This window comes from Paenibacillus pabuli (genome assembly GCF_039831995.1).
Lineage (GTDB): Bacteria > Bacillota > Bacilli > Paenibacillales > Paenibacillaceae > Paenibacillus > Paenibacillus pabuli_C.
Map to the genome: position 1 here is coordinate 685833 of NZ_JBDOIO010000004.1, position 17017 is coordinate 702849.

Here is a 17017-nt window from a genome sequence, read left to right on the forward strand (position 1 = left end):
TTACATATTTTTGCCTCGTTCACCCCTATGGTACCATAGAGCACAGATGATCGATACCATGCACGGCACACTTCGTGGAAAGAGGGATGACATGTTAAATCAGGCGTATTGGTTGACTAACGTAACGTTGGAGCGGGGGTATATTATGGAAGAGGGACAGGTAACGGGAACTCAGACGAAAAGGGCTCATCTCCGGGTGGAGGACGGAATGATCACCGATATTAAGGATGAGGGCACTGAGCTTCAGACGGATCTGCCTCAATATGATGGTAAGGGACAGCTGCTGCTGCCTTCGTTCGAAGAAGCACATATTCACCTGGATAAAACGTATTACGATGGACCTTGGCAAGCCGTAAGGCGCATATCCAGCATTTTCGAACGGATTGAAGAAGAAAAGGTGCTGCTGCCCAAGTTGCTGCCTGATGCGAAACGTCAAGCGGAGAGTATCCTGAATCTGATTCAGGGGTATGGGTCTACCCATGTGCGAAGCCATTGCAACATTGAGCCCGTCAGCGGGTTGAAACGGCTTGAGGCGACCAGACAGGCACTGGAATCCTTTTCAGACAAAATCTCCTCGGAGATTGTGGCATTTCCGCAGCATGGGCTGCTTCGCTCCAATTCGGTGGAGTTAATGCGCCAAGCCATGCAAGAAGGGGCTACAATTGTGGGTGGACTTGATCCTCATACGGTGGACGAGCATATTGAGAAATCGCTGCATGCCATGGTAGATCTGGCTGTGCAGCATCAGGCGGGGATCGATATCCATCTGCATGATCGCAATGAGCCGGGCAAGCAAACGCTGCAGCGACTCGCTGACCTGACGGAAGAGGCAGGACTTCAAGGGAAGGTCACGGTGAGTCATGCATTTTGGTTCGCTCAAGCGGAGCAGCAGGAGGCGGAGGATATGGCGAAGCGTATGGCCTCTCTCGGCATGAGCGTGGCTTCAACGGTACCCATCGGCAAAATGGTTATGCCCCTTCCGATGCTGCAGCGCGTGGGGGTCAACGTGAAGCTGGCCACAGACAGCCTGACCGATCATTGGTCACCTTTTGGCAGTGGGGATCAACTGGAGAAAGCAGGGCGCTTCGCCGAATTGTATGGATACAATGATGAACGTTCGTTGTCCCAGTCTCTTGGATTCATCACGGGTGGAGTTACACCGCTGGATTCGGAAGGGAATCAAGTCTGGCCTAAAGTAGGCGATGCGGCGAGCTTTGTACTGGTTCAGGCAAGCTGCTCGGCGGAAGCCGTTGCCCGTAAATCTGCCCGGCAGGCGGTATGGTACAAGGGACAAATGGTGAGTGGAACTGTATAAGGGAAGTGCAGAAATCATGTGAAGCCGCGGGAAACCGTGGTTTTTTTGTGATGTTAAAAGAAGATACAACTCTAAGGGGAGAGGAATAATTTATTCGCATATACCATGATTTGGGTTATGATGGATTTAGTTTTCCAAGTGGGAGATAAGGAGCGTGAACGTGATGATCAGGGAAGCAGAGCCAAGAGATGCTCAGGCTATTGAATCGTTGTATAGAGAATTATTGCCGAACAACTTGGATACAAATGTGTTGGGAGAACGGATTGAGGAGATCAAAAATAACCCCAACAGTTTCTTGCTCGTGTGTGAAATGGATCAAAAGGTCATTGGTACAGCGCACTTACATATTTGTCTGGATGCCTTGGTGGAAAATAGACCGTTTGGAGTGGTCGAACGCGTCATTGTTACAGAGCATGTCCAGAGCAAGGGATATGGTTCAGAACTGATGAAGTATATCGAACAACTTTGCATACAGAAAAATTGTGTAAAAGTGTTTCTAACCAGTGGAGCAGCCAGAAGCGAGGCACATCATTTTTATGAAAAATTAGGATACGATGGAGAATCAAGCAAAGCATTTAAGAAATATCTGTAGATGAAGGATCCGTGTAAGTGAGCAAAGAAGTCCAATCCAACGAAATGAGGTTATAGCTCGATGAATAGCCCAAAGCAAGATGTTGAATTGCAGATCGTATATGAAGACCATGAGGAAGACTACAAAGCCATTTGTGAACATCTGTATAACTACAATGTAAGAGAGACGAATGGGTTATTAAAGAAGCCAGGAGAAAACATTAATCTATTTTTGCGGGATAAGAACGGCAAAGCCATAGGTGGAATCTTCTGTGCTACATACTGCGATACCTTGTATATTGATAACTTTTGGATCGACGAGGAATATAGAAATCACGGGAATGGGAAGTCTCTCATCTTACAAGCGGAAAGCATAGCCTCCAGTATGGGTTGCAAACTTGCTCATACGAGTACGTTTTCTTATCAGGCTCCAGAATTCTATCAGAAGATGGGCTATGAAGTGTTTGGAGTCATTGATGAATATCCAGAGGGAATAGTTCAGTACTTTCTGAAGAAAAAGCTGTAGATTTTTGGGAATGTAATAACTATTACGAGTGAATAAGCGTTATTAATAATATGGGAAAACGATGAGGGCGCTATTCCGGGTACTCTTGGCATGGCTGAGTAAATAACATATCATTCTGAAGAACCAAAGACAACACAATCAAAGAATAAGAAAAAGGTGACAAGACATTAAATTACTTTTTATTTGTAGTCGAAATAAATGGCGTAGTTTAACTGCTGAGAATATCTTTGATGGGTACAATGGATATGAAGTGAGATCAGCAGGAACCGAGCAAGGTGCAAGAGTTAAAGTTACTGAAGGACATATCGGATGGTCAGATATGATTTTTGTAATGGAGAAAAAACATATCAGAAGACTTAGAGAGAAGTTTACAAACACATTGGAAAATAAAACACTTATCAACTTGGATATACCCGATGATTATAGGTTTATGGATGAAGATTTAATAGAAATTTTGAAATCGAGAGTGTCAGAGTATCTGGAAGTTCCTGAATAGCGTAATGAATTCATTGTAGAGAAGTAAAATTCATTTTTAGGAGCGATGTGACTATGGCTAAAACTACGGATGAAATGATTGAGGAATTTAAGTCGTTTACTTCTTATGTGATCGAGTTAGACAATCTATCTGAGCAGGTATGGAATACGCCAATAGCTGAAGGCAAATGGACTTTGAAAGACGTTATCACGCATATGATGCTGTGGGATCAATATTTCTATAATGAAGCTATCTATAAAATCAAACAAGACGAACCGTTAACCGTAAGGCATCTGAATTTTGATGAATTTAACGCGAATGCGATCGAATACTCAAAGACAACATCCAAAAAGGCCATTCTCGAAGAATTTGTAGAAAAGAGAATGAACATTATTCATGCTATTACTGGACTTCGAGAAGAAGAATACACACGTGAGTACAAGGATGGAGACAAGAAGAAGTTTAGTATTAAAAAGTATGTAAGGGCATTCATCTCACATGATAAGCATCATAAGAAACAGATTGATAGCTTTAAGAAACTAAACTCACAGCTGAAATAAAGGGGTAACAAAATGAATTACGAATTCATTCAAGCGTCTAAAGAATATAAGGATGTCATACAAAACCTGATGCAGTTTTATATTTATGATTTCTCTGAATTTGTCCATTGTGATGTAGAAGATGATGGTCTATTTAAGCCCTGTCCTTATTTGGAAGACTATTGGATCGAAGTGGATCAAAGATTTCCATATGTTATTAAACAAGAGGATAATTATATCGGTTTTGTGTTAGTCAGAATCATCGAATCAGAGGAGCGAAATTACTTCTCGATTGCGGAGTTTTTTATTATGAAGAAATACAGAAAAGCAGGCATAGGCAAGGCGGTAGCTAAACAAATATTTGATACGCATAAGGGACAGTGGGAAGTTTGTCAGCTCGAAAGTAACGTGCCCGCACAGCAATTTTGGAATAAGGTTATACACGAGTACACGCAAGGAAACTTCTCAGATCGAGTGCAAGATGGAAGAAGGATACAAGAATTTGAAGCATAATATAGGGGAGGTATGACGTATGCAGGTAGCTGATTGGGCTGAAAACATAGAAATGTATGATTTATCCAGCGAATATTCTATTCGTAAGGCTGACCCCGAAGAGTGGGGAATATTTTGCTCGGTCTATTACAATATGCGCTTTATTGGATTTTTCAGAGAAGAACGTTTCAGTACTAACCGAAATAATGCGTATTGGATTTACCAGGGAGAATCGAAAATTGGTGGGGTAAGGATGGCACCCAATAATATTTATCATTTATTTTTCATTCCGCCGTTCAATCATTTTTTTGAGGTACTGAAGCTTCTGAAAAAGATATTAGTCAGCTGGTCTGATCGAACTCAGCCTATTAAAGCCTTTGAAATTCTTCCGGACCAGGTTCATTTATTTGCAAAAGCCGGATTTTGGCCGGTGGAGTTCAGATGCCGCTGGATGCAGCGTCCCACTGAACCATTCGACGTGACTTGGGACCCGGATCTAATCATCAAGAGTCCTCAAATTACCGAAGATGAAACTGGTACCAAGCGATTTACAAACGAAAGTGAAATAGCTCATTGCGACTTCGCAAGCTTTGTGGGTGGTTTTGAAGCATTAAGAAGAAATCAGTCTTCGTATGAACAGTTCATACCTGATGAAGATCCCGCTCTGTCCAATGAGATCCTCACGGAAGCGTCTACGCTTGTGTATGACCAAAACACGGGAGAGCTTGTCGCCAATTGCCGGCTTTGTTTACAGGACACGGAGGCAGCCGTATACAGTATTGGTGTTATCCCATCGCACAGAGGAAGAGGGATTGCTACACGCATGCTGCAGAGAGCCTTGACAATCCTCAAAGGGAAATACCCAATCCTACGGTTGTATGTCATGGAAGGCAACGATGCGGAATCCGTTTATTATAACCTCGGGTTTGTTCCAGGAGTACAAGAAGTACAACAAATGATTATTCCTGCGGAATCAAATTAGAGAGAGGTCTTGTAAAGATGAACCCACCTAAACATATTGTTTCTGCAGCTGCAATTGTGATCAATGATCAGAATGAGATATTACTTATTAAAGGTCCCAGAAGAGGATGGGATATGCCAGGCGGACAGGTAGAGGTCGGGGAATCATTACACATTGCAGCCATAAGGGAGACGAAGGAAGAGGCGGAGATTGATATCGAGATCACCCGGTTCTGCTGCGTATTTCAAAATGTGGAGGAATCCATTGTTAATACGTTATTTCTGGCAAAGCCAATCGGAGGTCAATTGACCATATCAAACGAAAGCTTAGAGACCAAGTATTTCCCGGTGGAGGAAGCTTTAACGTTAGTCACGTGGAAGAATTTCAGACAGCGAATCGAATATTGTTTAAGCCCTGAAATGCAGCCTTTTTATATTGAATTTTAAGATGAGAGGCTTTGGAAAAGGAGCATGCTATGAAAAAGTTCAGAGAGATCGGATATGGAAACCGTTGGTTCATCAGAACGGAGTTCGAACACGAAGACGGGACGGAAATTGAAGTGAAAGGATTTACAAAACCTTTCAGTCTTAGATCAGTGTACATTAGAGTATGGATTGGAAAAAAGGTACTGATTATAGATACAAAAGAGGGGATTAAATTCGTGAATAAAAATGAGAAGAAAGTAAAAATCATTCTAGGTTTTTTGGATATTAATTGAAAAACCCTGCACAGGAAGCCTAAATCTGATAAATGGGCATGGGCCATAACAACGCAATTGCAGATCATTTCGAAGATGCTGTGAATTATATAATGGACCAGATCGTACATATTGAGGTGGAGGGAAAATAGATCATGAACATGGATAACATTTATCTGATCAGTGACATACCGGGTTATTCTCCTCAGATTAGTCGTCTAATTTCAATGATGAACTATGCCAGATATACAACGATTGAAGAAGTCAAAGATCTATCCATAGATCAACTGGATTTTCTGCTGGATTCCGAAAGTAACTCTATTGGTGCATTGCTGCTGCACTTTGCGGGGGTCGAATATGCTTACCAGGTGGCGACGTTTGAGGATCGGCAGCTAAACGAAGTAGAAATATTGGAGTGGGGCCCGGCACTTAACTTGGGCAAGGACGGACAGGAAAAGATCAAAGGCAATGATATCGCGTTTTATTTAACGAAACTGGACCAAGTAAGGATGAGAACACTTCAGTTATTTCAGACGGTAGATGACAACTGGTTGAACATCGAAGAGGAATTTTGGTATAACAAACCGGCCAATTATTATTTTATGTGGTTTCATGTTTTCGAGGATGAAATCAATCACAGAGGCCAAATCAGAATGATCAGAAAGAGAACTTCGTGACTTTTAAGGTGGCGAAGTTTTTTAATAGAGAGGAGAATCAATGAAGGCCAAAAATATCATTGTTGTTATTTCAATCGTATTCAATATCATCTTAATCACATATATCTTTTGGAGGGAAAGTCACCTGAGGGAAATCTATTCGGGTTTATCCTTTGGACTTCAGGGCGACTTAGTCCAATTGGAGAGTACAATTGATTATCAAATGAATAATAAGTGGAACGACGAAAATACAGTTCTGGAGAAGATTGAGGATGTTACAGAAGGCATTCACCAACTGATGGTTACAGGTAAGAATGCTGGAATGATCACGAAATCGCAAGAAAATGACTTGTGGACATTGTATAAGTATTTTGCTAATTTCCCCACGTTTACCGGATTTCCAAATTCCAAATTGGACAATAACGGGATCAACGAGCTAATCCAATTAAGAGATGATCTAAGATCAGCGGGATGGGGGACGAATTTAGGATATAGTAGTGACTGGGAGAGTTTTTCAATGAAAATAAAAGACCTAACGAATCAAATGTAAACTGCATTTATAAACAACGGTGCTATTCTTGATGATTTATTTTGGAGGGATTCCATTGCTCTATCTTATTATAGTCATTGTTATTGGTTTTGCGGGAATAATCAGTAATCAATACGCAGGGTTGAGAAGAATGGAATCATTACAAAAATCAGTGGATGAACTGAATTATCATTTGCGAAGCGTTGGACAGAGACAGTCTGACAATCAAGCTGAAAAGGAGTGAACAATGATGTATAAGCAAAAAACAAAAGAAACAGACAATAGTGTTATTGAGTTTATTGAGAGCGTGGATCATCCAAAGAAACGTGAGGATGCTTATATGTTGTTGGATATTTTTGCTGAGACGACTGGCTATGAAGCCAAAATGTGGGGACCGAGCATTATTGGATTCGGGGCGTATCATTATAAGTATGATTCCGGACACGAAGGCGATGCCCCGCTGGTGGGTTTCTCGCCCCGAAAGGCCAAAATCAGTTTATATTTTGCAACTGGCGATACAGAACGAGAGTCACTTTTAAAGGATCTGGGGAAACATACGTCGGGAAAAGCATGCGTGTATATTAATAAGGTCGCAGATATTAATGTAGATACTTTAAAAGCTTTAATCAACCAATCGGTTAAGTTCTTACAAGAAACCTATCCGAATCCGTAGATATATTTTAGGAGTTACCTGCAAGGTTACTATGAACGATGGCAAGGAGGAATGAATAGAATGCTGCATGACCTGCAAGGCCAATCTGATATGTCACCTGTGGTGGGAATGTTATATTCAGCTGTAAGGGAGAATAGCCAGCGACTTCAAACCATTACAGAAGGAATGTCTCAAGAGGAAGTTGATTACAGGGGGCCTGAGCATGACCGTAATAGTACTGCCCAGTTAATAAAACATATCCTATACGTCGATCTAAACTGGGTTTACAGAATAAAGGGAATACCACTGCGCCAGTCATTGAGAGAACAATACGGCCCGATGATTGATGAAAACAACAATCTTCCGATGGTGAGTGGAGTGTCTAGAGACACACTTATCTCTCAACACGAGGGAGTAATATCCGCTTTAAAAGAGACATGTACACAATTAACAGATGCTGATTTGGACCGTGTTGTTACTTTTGGACATGACAATGAAAAGCAAGCAACCATACGCTGGGGCATATGGCACATGGCAGATCATAACCGTTATCACCAAGCCCATATTAATCAACTTAGAATGTGGTTTAAGGGAAAGGAAAACAAGTGAGATTAATTAAATTGAAAGGTACCAAAACAGAGTCAGAAATAAGAGATGAGCTAATAGAATCACATCACCGGTTATTTCATTGAAAGTGAGGCGAAGCAGCTGCATGGAAGAGCAATGGAGAATTGCAACGTATGACCCGGCATGGAGGACGATGTTTTTCGAGATGGGACTCAGATTAAGAGAGGCATTAGGAGATAAAGCTCTTCGCATCGACCACGTCGGATCAACTTCAATCGTTGGGTTAGACGCCAAACCCATCATTGACATTCAAATCTCCGTGTTGAATCTCGAAAATTTGCAAAGCTTCCAGCTTGAGATCGAAAAGGTTGGCTTTGTGTTTAGGGGAGATAATCCGGATCAGAGTAAAAGATATTTCCGCGAAGTACCTGGAAATAGACGAACGCATGTACACGTTAGACAAGCAGGGAGTTTCTCTGAACAGATGACATTACTATTCAGGGATTATTTGCGAGAACATCCACTGGATTGCGTGAAGTATGCGGATGAAAAGCAAAGACTAATGAGTTTATACAAGGAACAACGTTCCAAGTATGTCGAGGGCAAAGGCCCTGTGGTGTGGGAGATATTACAAAAGGCCCATCTGTGGTCACAGGAAGTCGGGTGGAAACCAGCGGATTCGGACGTATAAGCACCTTGGATTATTGTTGGATAATCATATTGGAGTGGTGAAATGAGCCTGGGTAGAAAGTTGTTAACCTCACTTTTAACCATAATCATTTTTAGTGTAGCTGCGAGCTTGGTATTCATGAGTGACACCTATGGCTTTGGTTTTTATATTGCTGTGTTCCCTATATATGCAACTCCCTTGATTTTTTTGATAGGGTTACCCTTATCGGTGTTAGTAGACTTCTTGTTGACCAAGATAAGATTCGCGAATCGTATACTTTATCTAATCGTCAAATTACTGAGTTACGCGTGCGCTGGGTTCGCTGGTATGTACATATTTTATCTGATCTTGGGCGCTGGGAAAGATATTCTAAAGTATAGAGAAACCATCATTCTAACCTTATTTGGTGTATTTGCAGCGATGATCTTTGTACTGATTGATCTGGGGCTGGAGGCTCTCTTCAGGGCTCGCAAAAAGCGGAGTTAGTGTAAACGGTGTATGTAAGGAGGTACTGTAAGTTGGATAAATCGATTCACAGTGAGCATATCGGAACATTTGTTTATGAAGAAATGAGTAGAGCATATACGCATGAGGAAGGTCCTATACATTGGACATTGGAAATATCGGATGACAAGGCTCATGTCTATGAGATGATACAGCGGGCAGAAAAACTATATAAAGTTATACAGGAGTTCGATAAGCAGGCTAGGGTAGCCATCGCAGATGAATTAACGAGCTATAAAAATGATTTTTGGCCTGAATATGATGAGAACGATGAACATTTGAATTGGGATGAAGTCGATGCAGGAAAATATGATGTAACGCCAGAGACATTTGCAGCCTCCATCAAACTTCTGGACATCGTGATCAGGAATGAGGATATATACTGCGAATATGATGATGGAGAATTGTTCGGTGGGCACAGAATCCATGCATACTTTGAGAGTGACTACCGATTTAGAAGTGCAGAAATTTAAAGTAGCTAAAGTTAACGTAATACTTAGGGATTATTCCATTTTATAAAAGGGTGATGCATTTGATATTTTACCGACAATTGACACCACAGGATCCGGAATTGGTTAAGCAGTTAATGGAGCAATATGAGCTGCAGTTTCCCGCTTTTATCGTTAACCTTTATCCAGAACGTTGGGCGAGTTATTTCAACAATTCCAGTGATTCGGCATACTGGGTTGCAGTTGAGATAGACAAGATTGTAGGACATGCCGGGTTTATGTATAACAATGATGAAAAGTGTTACGAAATCGTAGGTGTTGTTGTATCGCCCAAGCATCAGAGGAAAGGAATCGGGAAAACTCTTTTGGACCATGTATGTGGAGCGATTCAAGAAAAAGGAAAAACAGAAGTTGTGTTACACACTCTCGGCCATCCTGATAATGAAGACACATTAGTATTTTATAAATCGATGGGTTACTCGGTATCGAAATTTGAGAAGGATTATTTTCAAGCCGGATACTCGCGCGTTACGTTTAGAAAAAGTTTAAGTCATTGAAAAATTTTGTAATAGATCAAAAGGATTTGAGAGACTTTTCTGATGAAAAGTTGGAAGGAACGTTCTTCGGAGAAAATCCAGTCCTAGATGAGTTGGGGGAGATACATTGACAATTAATTATAGAATACTAAACGTCTCCGCTTGGCTTGCCATGTTAGCTGTTATGCTTATTCCTGGAACAGCATACACGGAAGGTCCATCAAGAACGGAGTACGGTTTCCCGATTCGATTTTATACGGATTATCATGTTGAGAGTCCGCACGGTTCAATCTGGTTTCTTTCGGGTGTTAATATCCAAGTGCTTTCCTATTTATTTAATGTCCTGTTTATTTATGCCGCAATTCATGTCTTCCTTTATATCAAAAAGAGAATAACCCGTTTACAAGAGTAGAGAGCCGCAATGATGCGGTTCTTTTCGTTTTTCCATATCATGGGTTATGATAGAAGGTGAAGGGTTGGAGATCAGATTAGCGGAATTTATGGGGATCTTGAACATTCGGATAACACGTTTGCTAACACAGAATGTATTAAAATACTCTAGGAATACAACCGGAAAAGGGGAATGGGGATGGAAACTTTTTTTCGTTATAACTGGATGGTCCGTGAGCAATGGTATGCGTGGTGTGAGGAACTACCGCTTGAAGAATTGCTGCGGCCTCGTACAGGCGGAGTAGGGAGCATCTTACAGACACTTTTCCACATCATTGATGTGGAGTGGAGCTGGCTTCAGATTCTGCAAGATAAGCCGGATGGAGCGGAAGATTTTGAACACTACAAGAGCCTTGAAGCTGTGCGACAATTCGATCGCAAGTTGCGTCCCGATGTCGAGGCATTTGTTTTGGCATGGGACACAAGCATGGAAAAGAGAGCTCATATCGATCATCAATCGAACGGCAACGTTGTAATCGATTCATGGGGAGAAGTCATGCGTCATGTCATCGCTCATGAAATTCATCATATGGGACAATTGTCGGTATGGGCCAGAGAATTGGGCAAGAAACCGGTGTCCGCCAATGTGATCGGTAAAGGCTTGATTACCCCTGACTGACCGGATCGGATAAAAAAAGGCGAGAGCAGCCTATTCCAACGAGGGTAAGGCCATGTGCAGAAGAGGGGAAGTGATGACCATCGAACTTAGTCGTATGAATTGGTTCCAATTGGATGAACGTCTAAGACTTATGATGAACGGGGGATATGAGGTCATTCCTTTGTCACCTGGACTGGAAGCAGATGTGATGAAAATCGTACTTGATGGTCAGCCGTATGTTCTGAAGATATGGAACAAGGATTCAAAACCGAATGTCGGCAACCAATATAGGCTGTTGTCCAAACTTCTCCGTAATGGAATCCGTGTCTCCACACCTTATGGCTGGGGCATGGATGAGGAGCAGAATCAGGTTCTGTTAACGAGCTATGATGGTACACCTGTTACCCAATTAACATCTTCCAAGCTGGCACATTTAGCTCAAAATTTAATGGAGGTCCATCGTTATCCGTTAAATGAAGCGGGTGCAGAAGATGGAGCATACATATCCAGGTATGATTTTGTTGGTTATTTCTTTCCTTCCATAGAGCTCTATGAAGACCTAAGCACTCATCTGTCGCACCTTCTTCAACGCGTTCAGCTCAGACAGGACTGCTTAATCCATGGGGATTATAATCTGGGTAACATTCTTGAAATGGAGGACCACTATATCATTATCGACTGGACGAACGGACAGCTAGGTGATCCGAGATACGATATGGCATGGTCTGTTTTTCTCATTGCGATCTACAGTGGCGAGAGTTATGGCGAGACGTATTGTGCTGAATTCAGGCGTACAGCAAGTTACTCGGTGGCGGATGAGGAAGTATTTGAGGCAATGGCTTGTCTACGTTGGATTCTATTAAGGCGCGTCGGCGATGTGCCCATGGGACCGAAGGTAATGCAGCGAGTTCATAGGATTACCATCCATAATCCATATTTGAATGAGGATTTATTGCAATGAAGATAAGATGCCAAAGGAAGTTGATAGAATGGATACAGACATGCACAAACATTGTGGTGACCTAAATTCGCCTACCGAAGATCCGATATCTAAGAAAAAGTATGCACGTGTTTGGAAAAATGCATCAGTAAACAGTTGAAACCCGTACTTCTATTTTTGGCTGGAATACTACCAACGGTAATCTCCATTCAATCATGATTCATTATTTTCCTGCGTATGATCATGAATAGCCTGTCTTAAACGATCGTTTCCTGCATACCTATGGTATAGAGGAGCGTGATAGGTCATGGAACAGAAGGTGCAAACCTATTTTCATCTAAAGCAGCAGCAGAAGGACATTGAGCAGCAACTGTCTGTACTGCGGGATGAGATCGTCGCGTATTGTGCGGAACAAGGGGTGTACGAGACGAAGGTTGGGGGTTATACGGTAAAAACGGTGCTTCAGCAACGCAAGGAATATGACGATCAGAAGCTGTATGCCGCCCTGCCTGATCCGGATATCTGGCGATTGCTGTCCAAGGTAGACAGTCATAAACTGAAAAGCCTGATTAAGCTGAATGTCCTATCCGAGGAGCAGATCAGCCCTGCCTGTACCGTAAAACAGATTACGCTGCTGCAGGTGGACAAGCTTTAGCTTTAGCCTTTTTAGTTGTAAGAGTTATTCTTTGGTCGCGATACAGCATATCATTCAACACAAAAAACAGGCATGCATTTACCTTGAGGCGTTCGTTCCCCTTGTGTAAATGACATGCCTGATCTTTATTTGTGCTGCAAATCCCGTGTGATTTTACGCCCTGTCCTAGTGAGTAACAGGAGCGCTATTAATCATCTTCGATTTTCTTCCATCCTATTTAACCATCGAGCATTTGGCCATTACCAATTGATATCGCTTACATTTAAATTCAAAGTGAAACACCGAAATAAAACGGATTATCCTCCTAAAACGATCGATCTGCCGTTAATTAAGTATGCCAAATGTGGACCCGATTTTATAAGCTTATTCTTGTAGGCCAGAGGCTTCTGGACCTACACAAATAAGGGATAAAGGAGAGTCTTCGTGAACGTGAACGCAATGGCAAAGGAGCGTCTTCCCTGGTCAGGTCTGCTTGCTTTGGCTATGGCTGGATTTATATGCATCCTTACAGAAAGTCTACCGGCGGGACTGCTGCCGCAAATAGCACAAGATCTGGAGATCAGGGAAGGTTTAGCTGGACAACTCGTCACATTATACGCAGTGGGATCTCTTCTGGCAGCGATCCCCTTGACGACTGCTACACGTGGATGGAGACGCAGGCCTCTACTGTTATTATGCATCCTCGGTTTTCTGATTTTCAACACGATTACGGCCGTATCTTCGGTATACGGAGTCACTCTTGCTGCCCGTTTTATGGCGGGTGTGTCTGCTGGCGTATTGTGGGGAATGACTGCCGGTTACGCACGCCGGATGGTTTCAAGCTCGTTAAGGGGGAAAGCGATGGCAGTGGCCATGGTGGGCACACCTTTGGCGCTTGCACTGGGCGTTCCCTTGGGTACCTTTTTGGGCAATTACGCAGGGTGGCGCCTTATTTTCGGAACCATTTCGTTATTGACGGCTGCGCTTGTAGTTTGGGTGCTATGGAAAGTACCTGATTATAAGGGGGAGTCTGCTCGTCATCAGCTTGCGCTTTATCGGATTTTTGTTATTCCTGGGGTGCGTCCCATATTATTAGTTGTTCTGGCCTGGGTCCTCGCCCATAACATTCTGTACACGTATATATCACCTTATCTTGTCGAGACCGTGCTGTCTGAACGAGTGGATCTGGTTCTGCTGATCTTTGGACTGACTTCAGTGATCGGTATATGGATTATTGGGCTGCTGATTGATCGTTACATCAGGCTCTTGGTTCTGATCAGCCTAGTTATATTTGCACTGGCTTCGCTGGCGATGGGGGTCTTTATCCATCAACCGACTGTGATCATTATGGGGGTGGTTGCCTGGGGACTTACATTTGGAGGGGCCGCTACGTTATTGCAGACTGCAATTGCGCAAGCCGGGGGCAAGAGTGCTGATATCGCCCAATCCATGCTGGTAACAGCATGGAATCTGGGAATTGGGGGAGGAGGGATCATCGGAGCCATCCTTTTGAACCAGGTGGGAGCTCGTTTTCTGCCGATTTCCTTGATTCTGTTGATTCTTATCGCCTTGGTTGTCGCCTGGTCCGCGAGAAAACATGGTTTTCCCAAAACGGGCTAAGAACGAAATCTACCATTTACACCACATTCGTTTCTTCGATGAGATTTTTGGCTGCGATAGGTGAAGATATGGCGATGAGGGTAGTGTAGGTACCGTATGGATCGCATCGGTCTCCAAATGCTTCAAGATCAGCAATGGAATCCGTCATGATCTTTAACAGGTAGTTATGTTCTCCGCTCACGCGATGACATTCGACCACTTCCGGTGATGAACGGCAGAAATCAAGAAAGGCATGACAATCCCGTGTGCGAAAAAGAAGATAGGAAGTACTCGATTTCCCTATTTTCTGTGGAGAAATGATGGTGCGGTACTCCTCGATTACACCGCTTTCTTCCAATCGTTTCACACGTTCTGTTACGGCGGGTTGAGATAAACCTACCAGCTTGCCCAATTCTGTCATGGATAGCCTTGCCTGGTTTTGCAAATGAAAGAGAATATTCGTATCGATTTGGTCCATGAGATGGCCCCCTTTAAATTATAGGAAATACATTGTAATTACCTTTATATTCATGGCAGATTATTGTGGATAACTTGGTTGCCTTATGTAATACGGATGAGAACATTTATATAATAAGCATACTTACTTTAAATAATCAAGCGGTAGCACATGGAGAGGAAGAGGGAAATGGGAGACAGAGATATGAAGTTTAATTCTATATCTGTGGATGAAGTCATTCACCGGACGTTGGCAGAAAAAAGAATTGTGGGTTCCGTTGTTCAGATTGCCTGGAAAGGGGAGTTGGTCTATAACAGCGCTGCTGGCCTTGCAGATCGGGAGCAGAACATACCAATGCAAGAAAACGCACTGTTCAGGTATGCTTCTGTAACCAAGCCGATTGTATCTACCGCTGCCATGGTATTGATATCCCAAGGAAAATTAAAGCTGGATGATCTGGTAGCAAAATGGCTTCCTGAATTTCTTCCTCAACAGCCAAACGGGGAAGTGGCATCCATGACGGTTCATCATCTAATGACACATACGGCGGGGTTAACGTATCGCTTTTTTCAGGAAAACGGGGGAACCTACGAACTTGCCGAAGTATCAGATGGGATGGATATCGCTGGCGTTACACTGGAAGAAAATTTGCTCAGGATTGCTTCTGTACCACTATTGTATGAGCCCGGGAAGATGTGGAGATATTCGATTGCAACTGATGTACTTGGTGCAGTCATTGAGAAAGTGACTGGGATGACACTGCGCGAGGCGGTACAACGGTTCGTCACTCATCCACTGGGCATGAAGGACACGGATTTTGTTGCTGTCGATCCGGAGAGGTTGACTGCTGCCTATGCGGACAGTTTTAACAGTAATGGGCAACCTCGTCGATTGCGTGATAAGGACCATGCTCCTTTTATTGAAGGAACGGCCGGCTTCCAGCTTGCACCAGAAAGATACCTTGATCCATCGACCTATTTCTCAGGTGGCGCGGGGATGATTGGAAGTGCAAGAGACTTTCTTCTTTTGCTTGAAACGCTGCGTCAAGGTGGAGGTTCTCTTCTGCCTAAATCACTGGTCACCGATATGACGACCAATCAGATTGGCGATCTTGACATGCCTTATTGGCCGGGCAGAGGATTTGGGCTGGGATTTACGTTGCTGAAAGATCCGATAGAGGCGGGTACCCCGGAATCCGTTGGAACGTGGCGTATGGGAGGAACCTATGGTCACTCATGGTTTGTTGATCCGACAGAAGAGCTGAGCGTTGTTGCGTTCACGAACACAGCTCTGGAGGGTATGTCAGGCAGGTTTACAACTGAATTGTGCGAGGCTGTCTATGAGGGAATTGGGCTAAAGAGATAACTTGAATTATGGATTAAACTGGAAAAGTGTGATAGGGTAGAACTGTAGGATAAGTGTCTGAATTTGATCCCGAAATGAGATGAGAAGATGGACCGAATAAGGAATTACTTGTTTCTTTTTGCAGGCCATCTTGCAGCTGCCTATATGATCTTTCCTGAAAGTACTATTGGAAAATCCGTGATGTTTGCTGTACTGATGCTGTTACTGATCATGGGGATGGATTTCATGAAAAGCAAAATGCGCCATTCGCTGGATCAGCAGTAAGGGTGATTGCCATTACCTGTTGATGTAAAATATGTTATCCTTTTTCAATAAATGAGACCGATTCTCGACAGAGGATCGGTTTTTTGTGTAATGTTGAAGCATGAATGACACAAGAATGGTTAAGCCTGAAGGCGGGGTACTTTCATATGATTCGAAAACAATTTAATCAATGGGCCGAACAAAAGGCAGGCCCACTGCGAACGCTTCATATTACCACCGAACCGGTGAACCATGGCCATGTGGATGAACATCGTATTCCCGTTCCCGATCCATCAACCGGGTTTGTTCATGAATCAGAGTATGCCATGGGCCAAGTAACCGTCTGGGAGTCCAGACAAATGGAATATGAGGTTGTAAACATTGAAACGGAAGAATTGATATTGTGGAAGTATATAGAGCAGGTTGACAAGGAAGATCCTGATTTTGATGAACTTTTACAAATATATTTCCAAGTGTTACAGACTGGTGTTAAACCTTAATCATATGGAGCGTGAGCTGCCAGATGAGGTGGTTTGCCGACTTCCATTTACATCATGTCTATTGTTCATTACACTTGAGGTATAGTCACGCTG

The 17017-nt window shown here is 43.0% G+C and carries 25 protein-coding genes; 24 read left to right on the forward strand and 1 reads right to left on the reverse strand.

The features are described 5' to 3' along the window. Positions 1–91: 91 nt before the first annotated feature. From ABGV42_RS22670 to ABGV42_RS22770, 21 genes are all read left to right on the forward strand, one after another. Positions 92–1315 (forward strand): amidohydrolase family protein, encoded by a 1224-nt coding sequence (locus tag ABGV42_RS22670; protein WP_347383787.1) that lies wholly within the window; start codon positions 92–94, stop codon positions 1313–1315. Positions 1316–1478: 163 nt separating this feature from the next. Next, entirely contained in the window at positions 1479–1907 is a 429-nt protein-coding gene (locus ABGV42_RS22675; protein WP_347384463.1) for a GNAT family N-acetyltransferase, read from the forward strand. A gap of 60 nt (positions 1908–1967) precedes the next feature. Continuing rightward, entirely contained in the window at positions 1968–2411 is a 444-nt protein-coding gene (locus ABGV42_RS22680; RefSeq protein WP_347383788.1) for a GNAT family N-acetyltransferase, read from the forward strand. Between the two features lie 166 nt (positions 2412–2577). Beyond that, entirely contained in the window at positions 2578–2907 is a 330-nt protein-coding gene (locus ABGV42_RS22685) for a low molecular weight protein tyrosine phosphatase family protein (RefSeq protein WP_347384464.1), read from the forward strand. Positions 2908–2960: 53 nt separating this feature from the next. Then, complete coding sequence (locus ABGV42_RS22690) at positions 2961–3446, forward strand: DinB family protein (RefSeq protein ID WP_347383789.1); 486 nt, start codon at positions 2961–2963, stop codon at positions 3444–3446. A gap of 12 nt (positions 3447–3458) precedes the next feature. Continuing rightward, on the forward strand, positions 3459–3938 hold the full coding sequence (locus ABGV42_RS22695; protein WP_347383790.1) for a GNAT family N-acetyltransferase: 480 nt from the start codon (positions 3459–3461) through the stop codon (positions 3936–3938). Positions 3939–3957: 19 nt separating this feature from the next. After that, a complete protein-coding gene (locus ABGV42_RS22700) occupies positions 3958–4899 on the forward strand; it encodes a GNAT family N-acetyltransferase (RefSeq protein ID WP_347383791.1) in 942 nt (313 codons plus the stop codon). A 17-nt stretch (positions 4900–4916) separates the two neighbouring features. Then, positions 4917–5324: an NUDIX hydrolase gene (locus ABGV42_RS22705; RefSeq protein ID WP_347383792.1), complete on the forward strand. Its 408-nt coding sequence runs from the start codon at positions 4917–4919 to the stop codon at positions 5322–5324. A gap of 29 nt (positions 5325–5353) precedes the next feature. Continuing rightward, positions 5354–5596: a DUF3977 family protein gene (locus ABGV42_RS22710; RefSeq protein WP_347383793.1), complete on the forward strand. Its 243-nt coding sequence runs from the start codon at positions 5354–5356 to the stop codon at positions 5594–5596. A 140-nt stretch (positions 5597–5736) separates the two neighbouring features. After that, positions 5737–6252, forward strand: coding sequence for a DinB family protein (locus ABGV42_RS22715; protein ID WP_431523686.1), 516 nt, complete (start codon positions 5737–5739; stop codon positions 6250–6252). Between the two features lie 40 nt (positions 6253–6292). Next, a complete protein-coding gene (locus ABGV42_RS22720; RefSeq protein WP_347383795.1) occupies positions 6293–6781 on the forward strand; it encodes a hypothetical protein in 489 nt (162 codons plus the stop codon). 229 nt (positions 6782–7010) lie between these two features. Further along, the gene (locus ABGV42_RS22725; RefSeq protein ID WP_347384465.1) at positions 7011–7433 is read left to right on the forward strand and encodes a DUF1801 domain-containing protein; all 423 of its coding nucleotides are present in this window, start codon (positions 7011–7013) and stop codon (positions 7431–7433) included. Between the two features lie 60 nt (positions 7434–7493). Further along, a complete protein-coding gene (locus ABGV42_RS22730) occupies positions 7494–8021 on the forward strand; it encodes a DinB family protein (RefSeq protein WP_347383796.1) in 528 nt (175 codons plus the stop codon). Positions 8022–8124: 103 nt separating this feature from the next. Then, positions 8125–8670 carry a GrpB family protein gene (locus ABGV42_RS22735; protein ID WP_347383797.1) on the forward strand — a complete coding sequence of 182 codons (546 nt, stop codon included), beginning with the start codon at positions 8125–8127 and terminating at the stop codon, positions 8668–8670. 497 nt (positions 8671–9167) lie between these two features. After that, complete coding sequence (locus ABGV42_RS22740; protein WP_347383798.1) at positions 9168–9626, forward strand: DUF2262 domain-containing protein; 459 nt, start codon at positions 9168–9170, stop codon at positions 9624–9626. 59 nt (positions 9627–9685) lie between these two features. Further along, positions 9686–10159, forward strand: a complete 474-nt coding sequence (locus ABGV42_RS22745; protein WP_347383799.1) for a GNAT family N-acetyltransferase — start codon at positions 9686–9688, stop codon at positions 10157–10159. A 106-nt stretch (positions 10160–10265) separates the two neighbouring features. Further along, positions 10266–10550, forward strand: a complete 285-nt coding sequence (locus ABGV42_RS22750) for a hypothetical protein (RefSeq protein ID WP_347383800.1) — start codon at positions 10266–10268, stop codon at positions 10548–10550. 177 nt (positions 10551–10727) lie between these two features. Further along, entirely contained in the window at positions 10728–11207 is a 480-nt protein-coding gene (locus ABGV42_RS22755) for a DinB family protein (RefSeq protein WP_347383801.1), read from the forward strand. A gap of 73 nt (positions 11208–11280) precedes the next feature. Further along, positions 11281–12147, forward strand: coding sequence for an aminoglycoside phosphotransferase family protein (locus ABGV42_RS22760; RefSeq protein WP_347383802.1), 867 nt, complete (start codon positions 11281–11283; stop codon positions 12145–12147). Between the two features lie 286 nt (positions 12148–12433). Further along, on the forward strand, positions 12434–12781 hold the full coding sequence (locus ABGV42_RS22765) for a hypothetical protein (RefSeq protein ID WP_347383803.1): 348 nt from the start codon (positions 12434–12436) through the stop codon (positions 12779–12781). A 438-nt stretch (positions 12782–13219) separates the two neighbouring features. Beyond that, positions 13220–14380, forward strand: a complete 1161-nt coding sequence (locus ABGV42_RS22770) for an MFS transporter (RefSeq protein ID WP_347384466.1) — start codon at positions 13220–13222, stop codon at positions 14378–14380. A 16-nt stretch (positions 14381–14396) separates the two neighbouring features. Here the strand turns inward: ABGV42_RS22770 and ABGV42_RS22775 are convergent, their stop codons facing one another. Next, the gene (locus ABGV42_RS22775; protein ID WP_154896147.1) at positions 14397–14837 is read right to left on the reverse strand and encodes a winged helix-turn-helix transcriptional regulator; all 441 of its coding nucleotides are present in this window, start codon (positions 14835–14837) and stop codon (positions 14397–14399) included. Between the two features lie 183 nt (positions 14838–15020). On the opposite strand from ABGV42_RS22775, the gene ABGV42_RS22780 reads away from it, so the two are divergent. The 3 genes from ABGV42_RS22780 to ABGV42_RS22790 all read left to right on the forward strand — a co-directional run bounded on the left by ABGV42_RS22780 (position 15021) and on the right by ABGV42_RS22790 (position 16924). Beyond that, positions 15021–16181: a serine hydrolase domain-containing protein gene (locus ABGV42_RS22780; RefSeq protein ID WP_347383804.1), complete on the forward strand. Its 1161-nt coding sequence runs from the start codon at positions 15021–15023 to the stop codon at positions 16179–16181. 87 nt (positions 16182–16268) lie between these two features. Then, positions 16269–16445 (forward strand): hypothetical protein, encoded by a 177-nt coding sequence (locus ABGV42_RS22785; RefSeq protein WP_347383805.1) that lies wholly within the window; start codon positions 16269–16271, stop codon positions 16443–16445. 146 nt (positions 16446–16591) lie between these two features. Beyond that, positions 16592–16924 carry an immunity protein TriTu family protein gene (locus ABGV42_RS22790; protein WP_347383806.1) on the forward strand — a complete coding sequence of 111 codons (333 nt, stop codon included), beginning with the start codon at positions 16592–16594 and terminating at the stop codon, positions 16922–16924. The last annotated feature ends 93 nt before the right edge of the window (positions 16925–17017 follow it).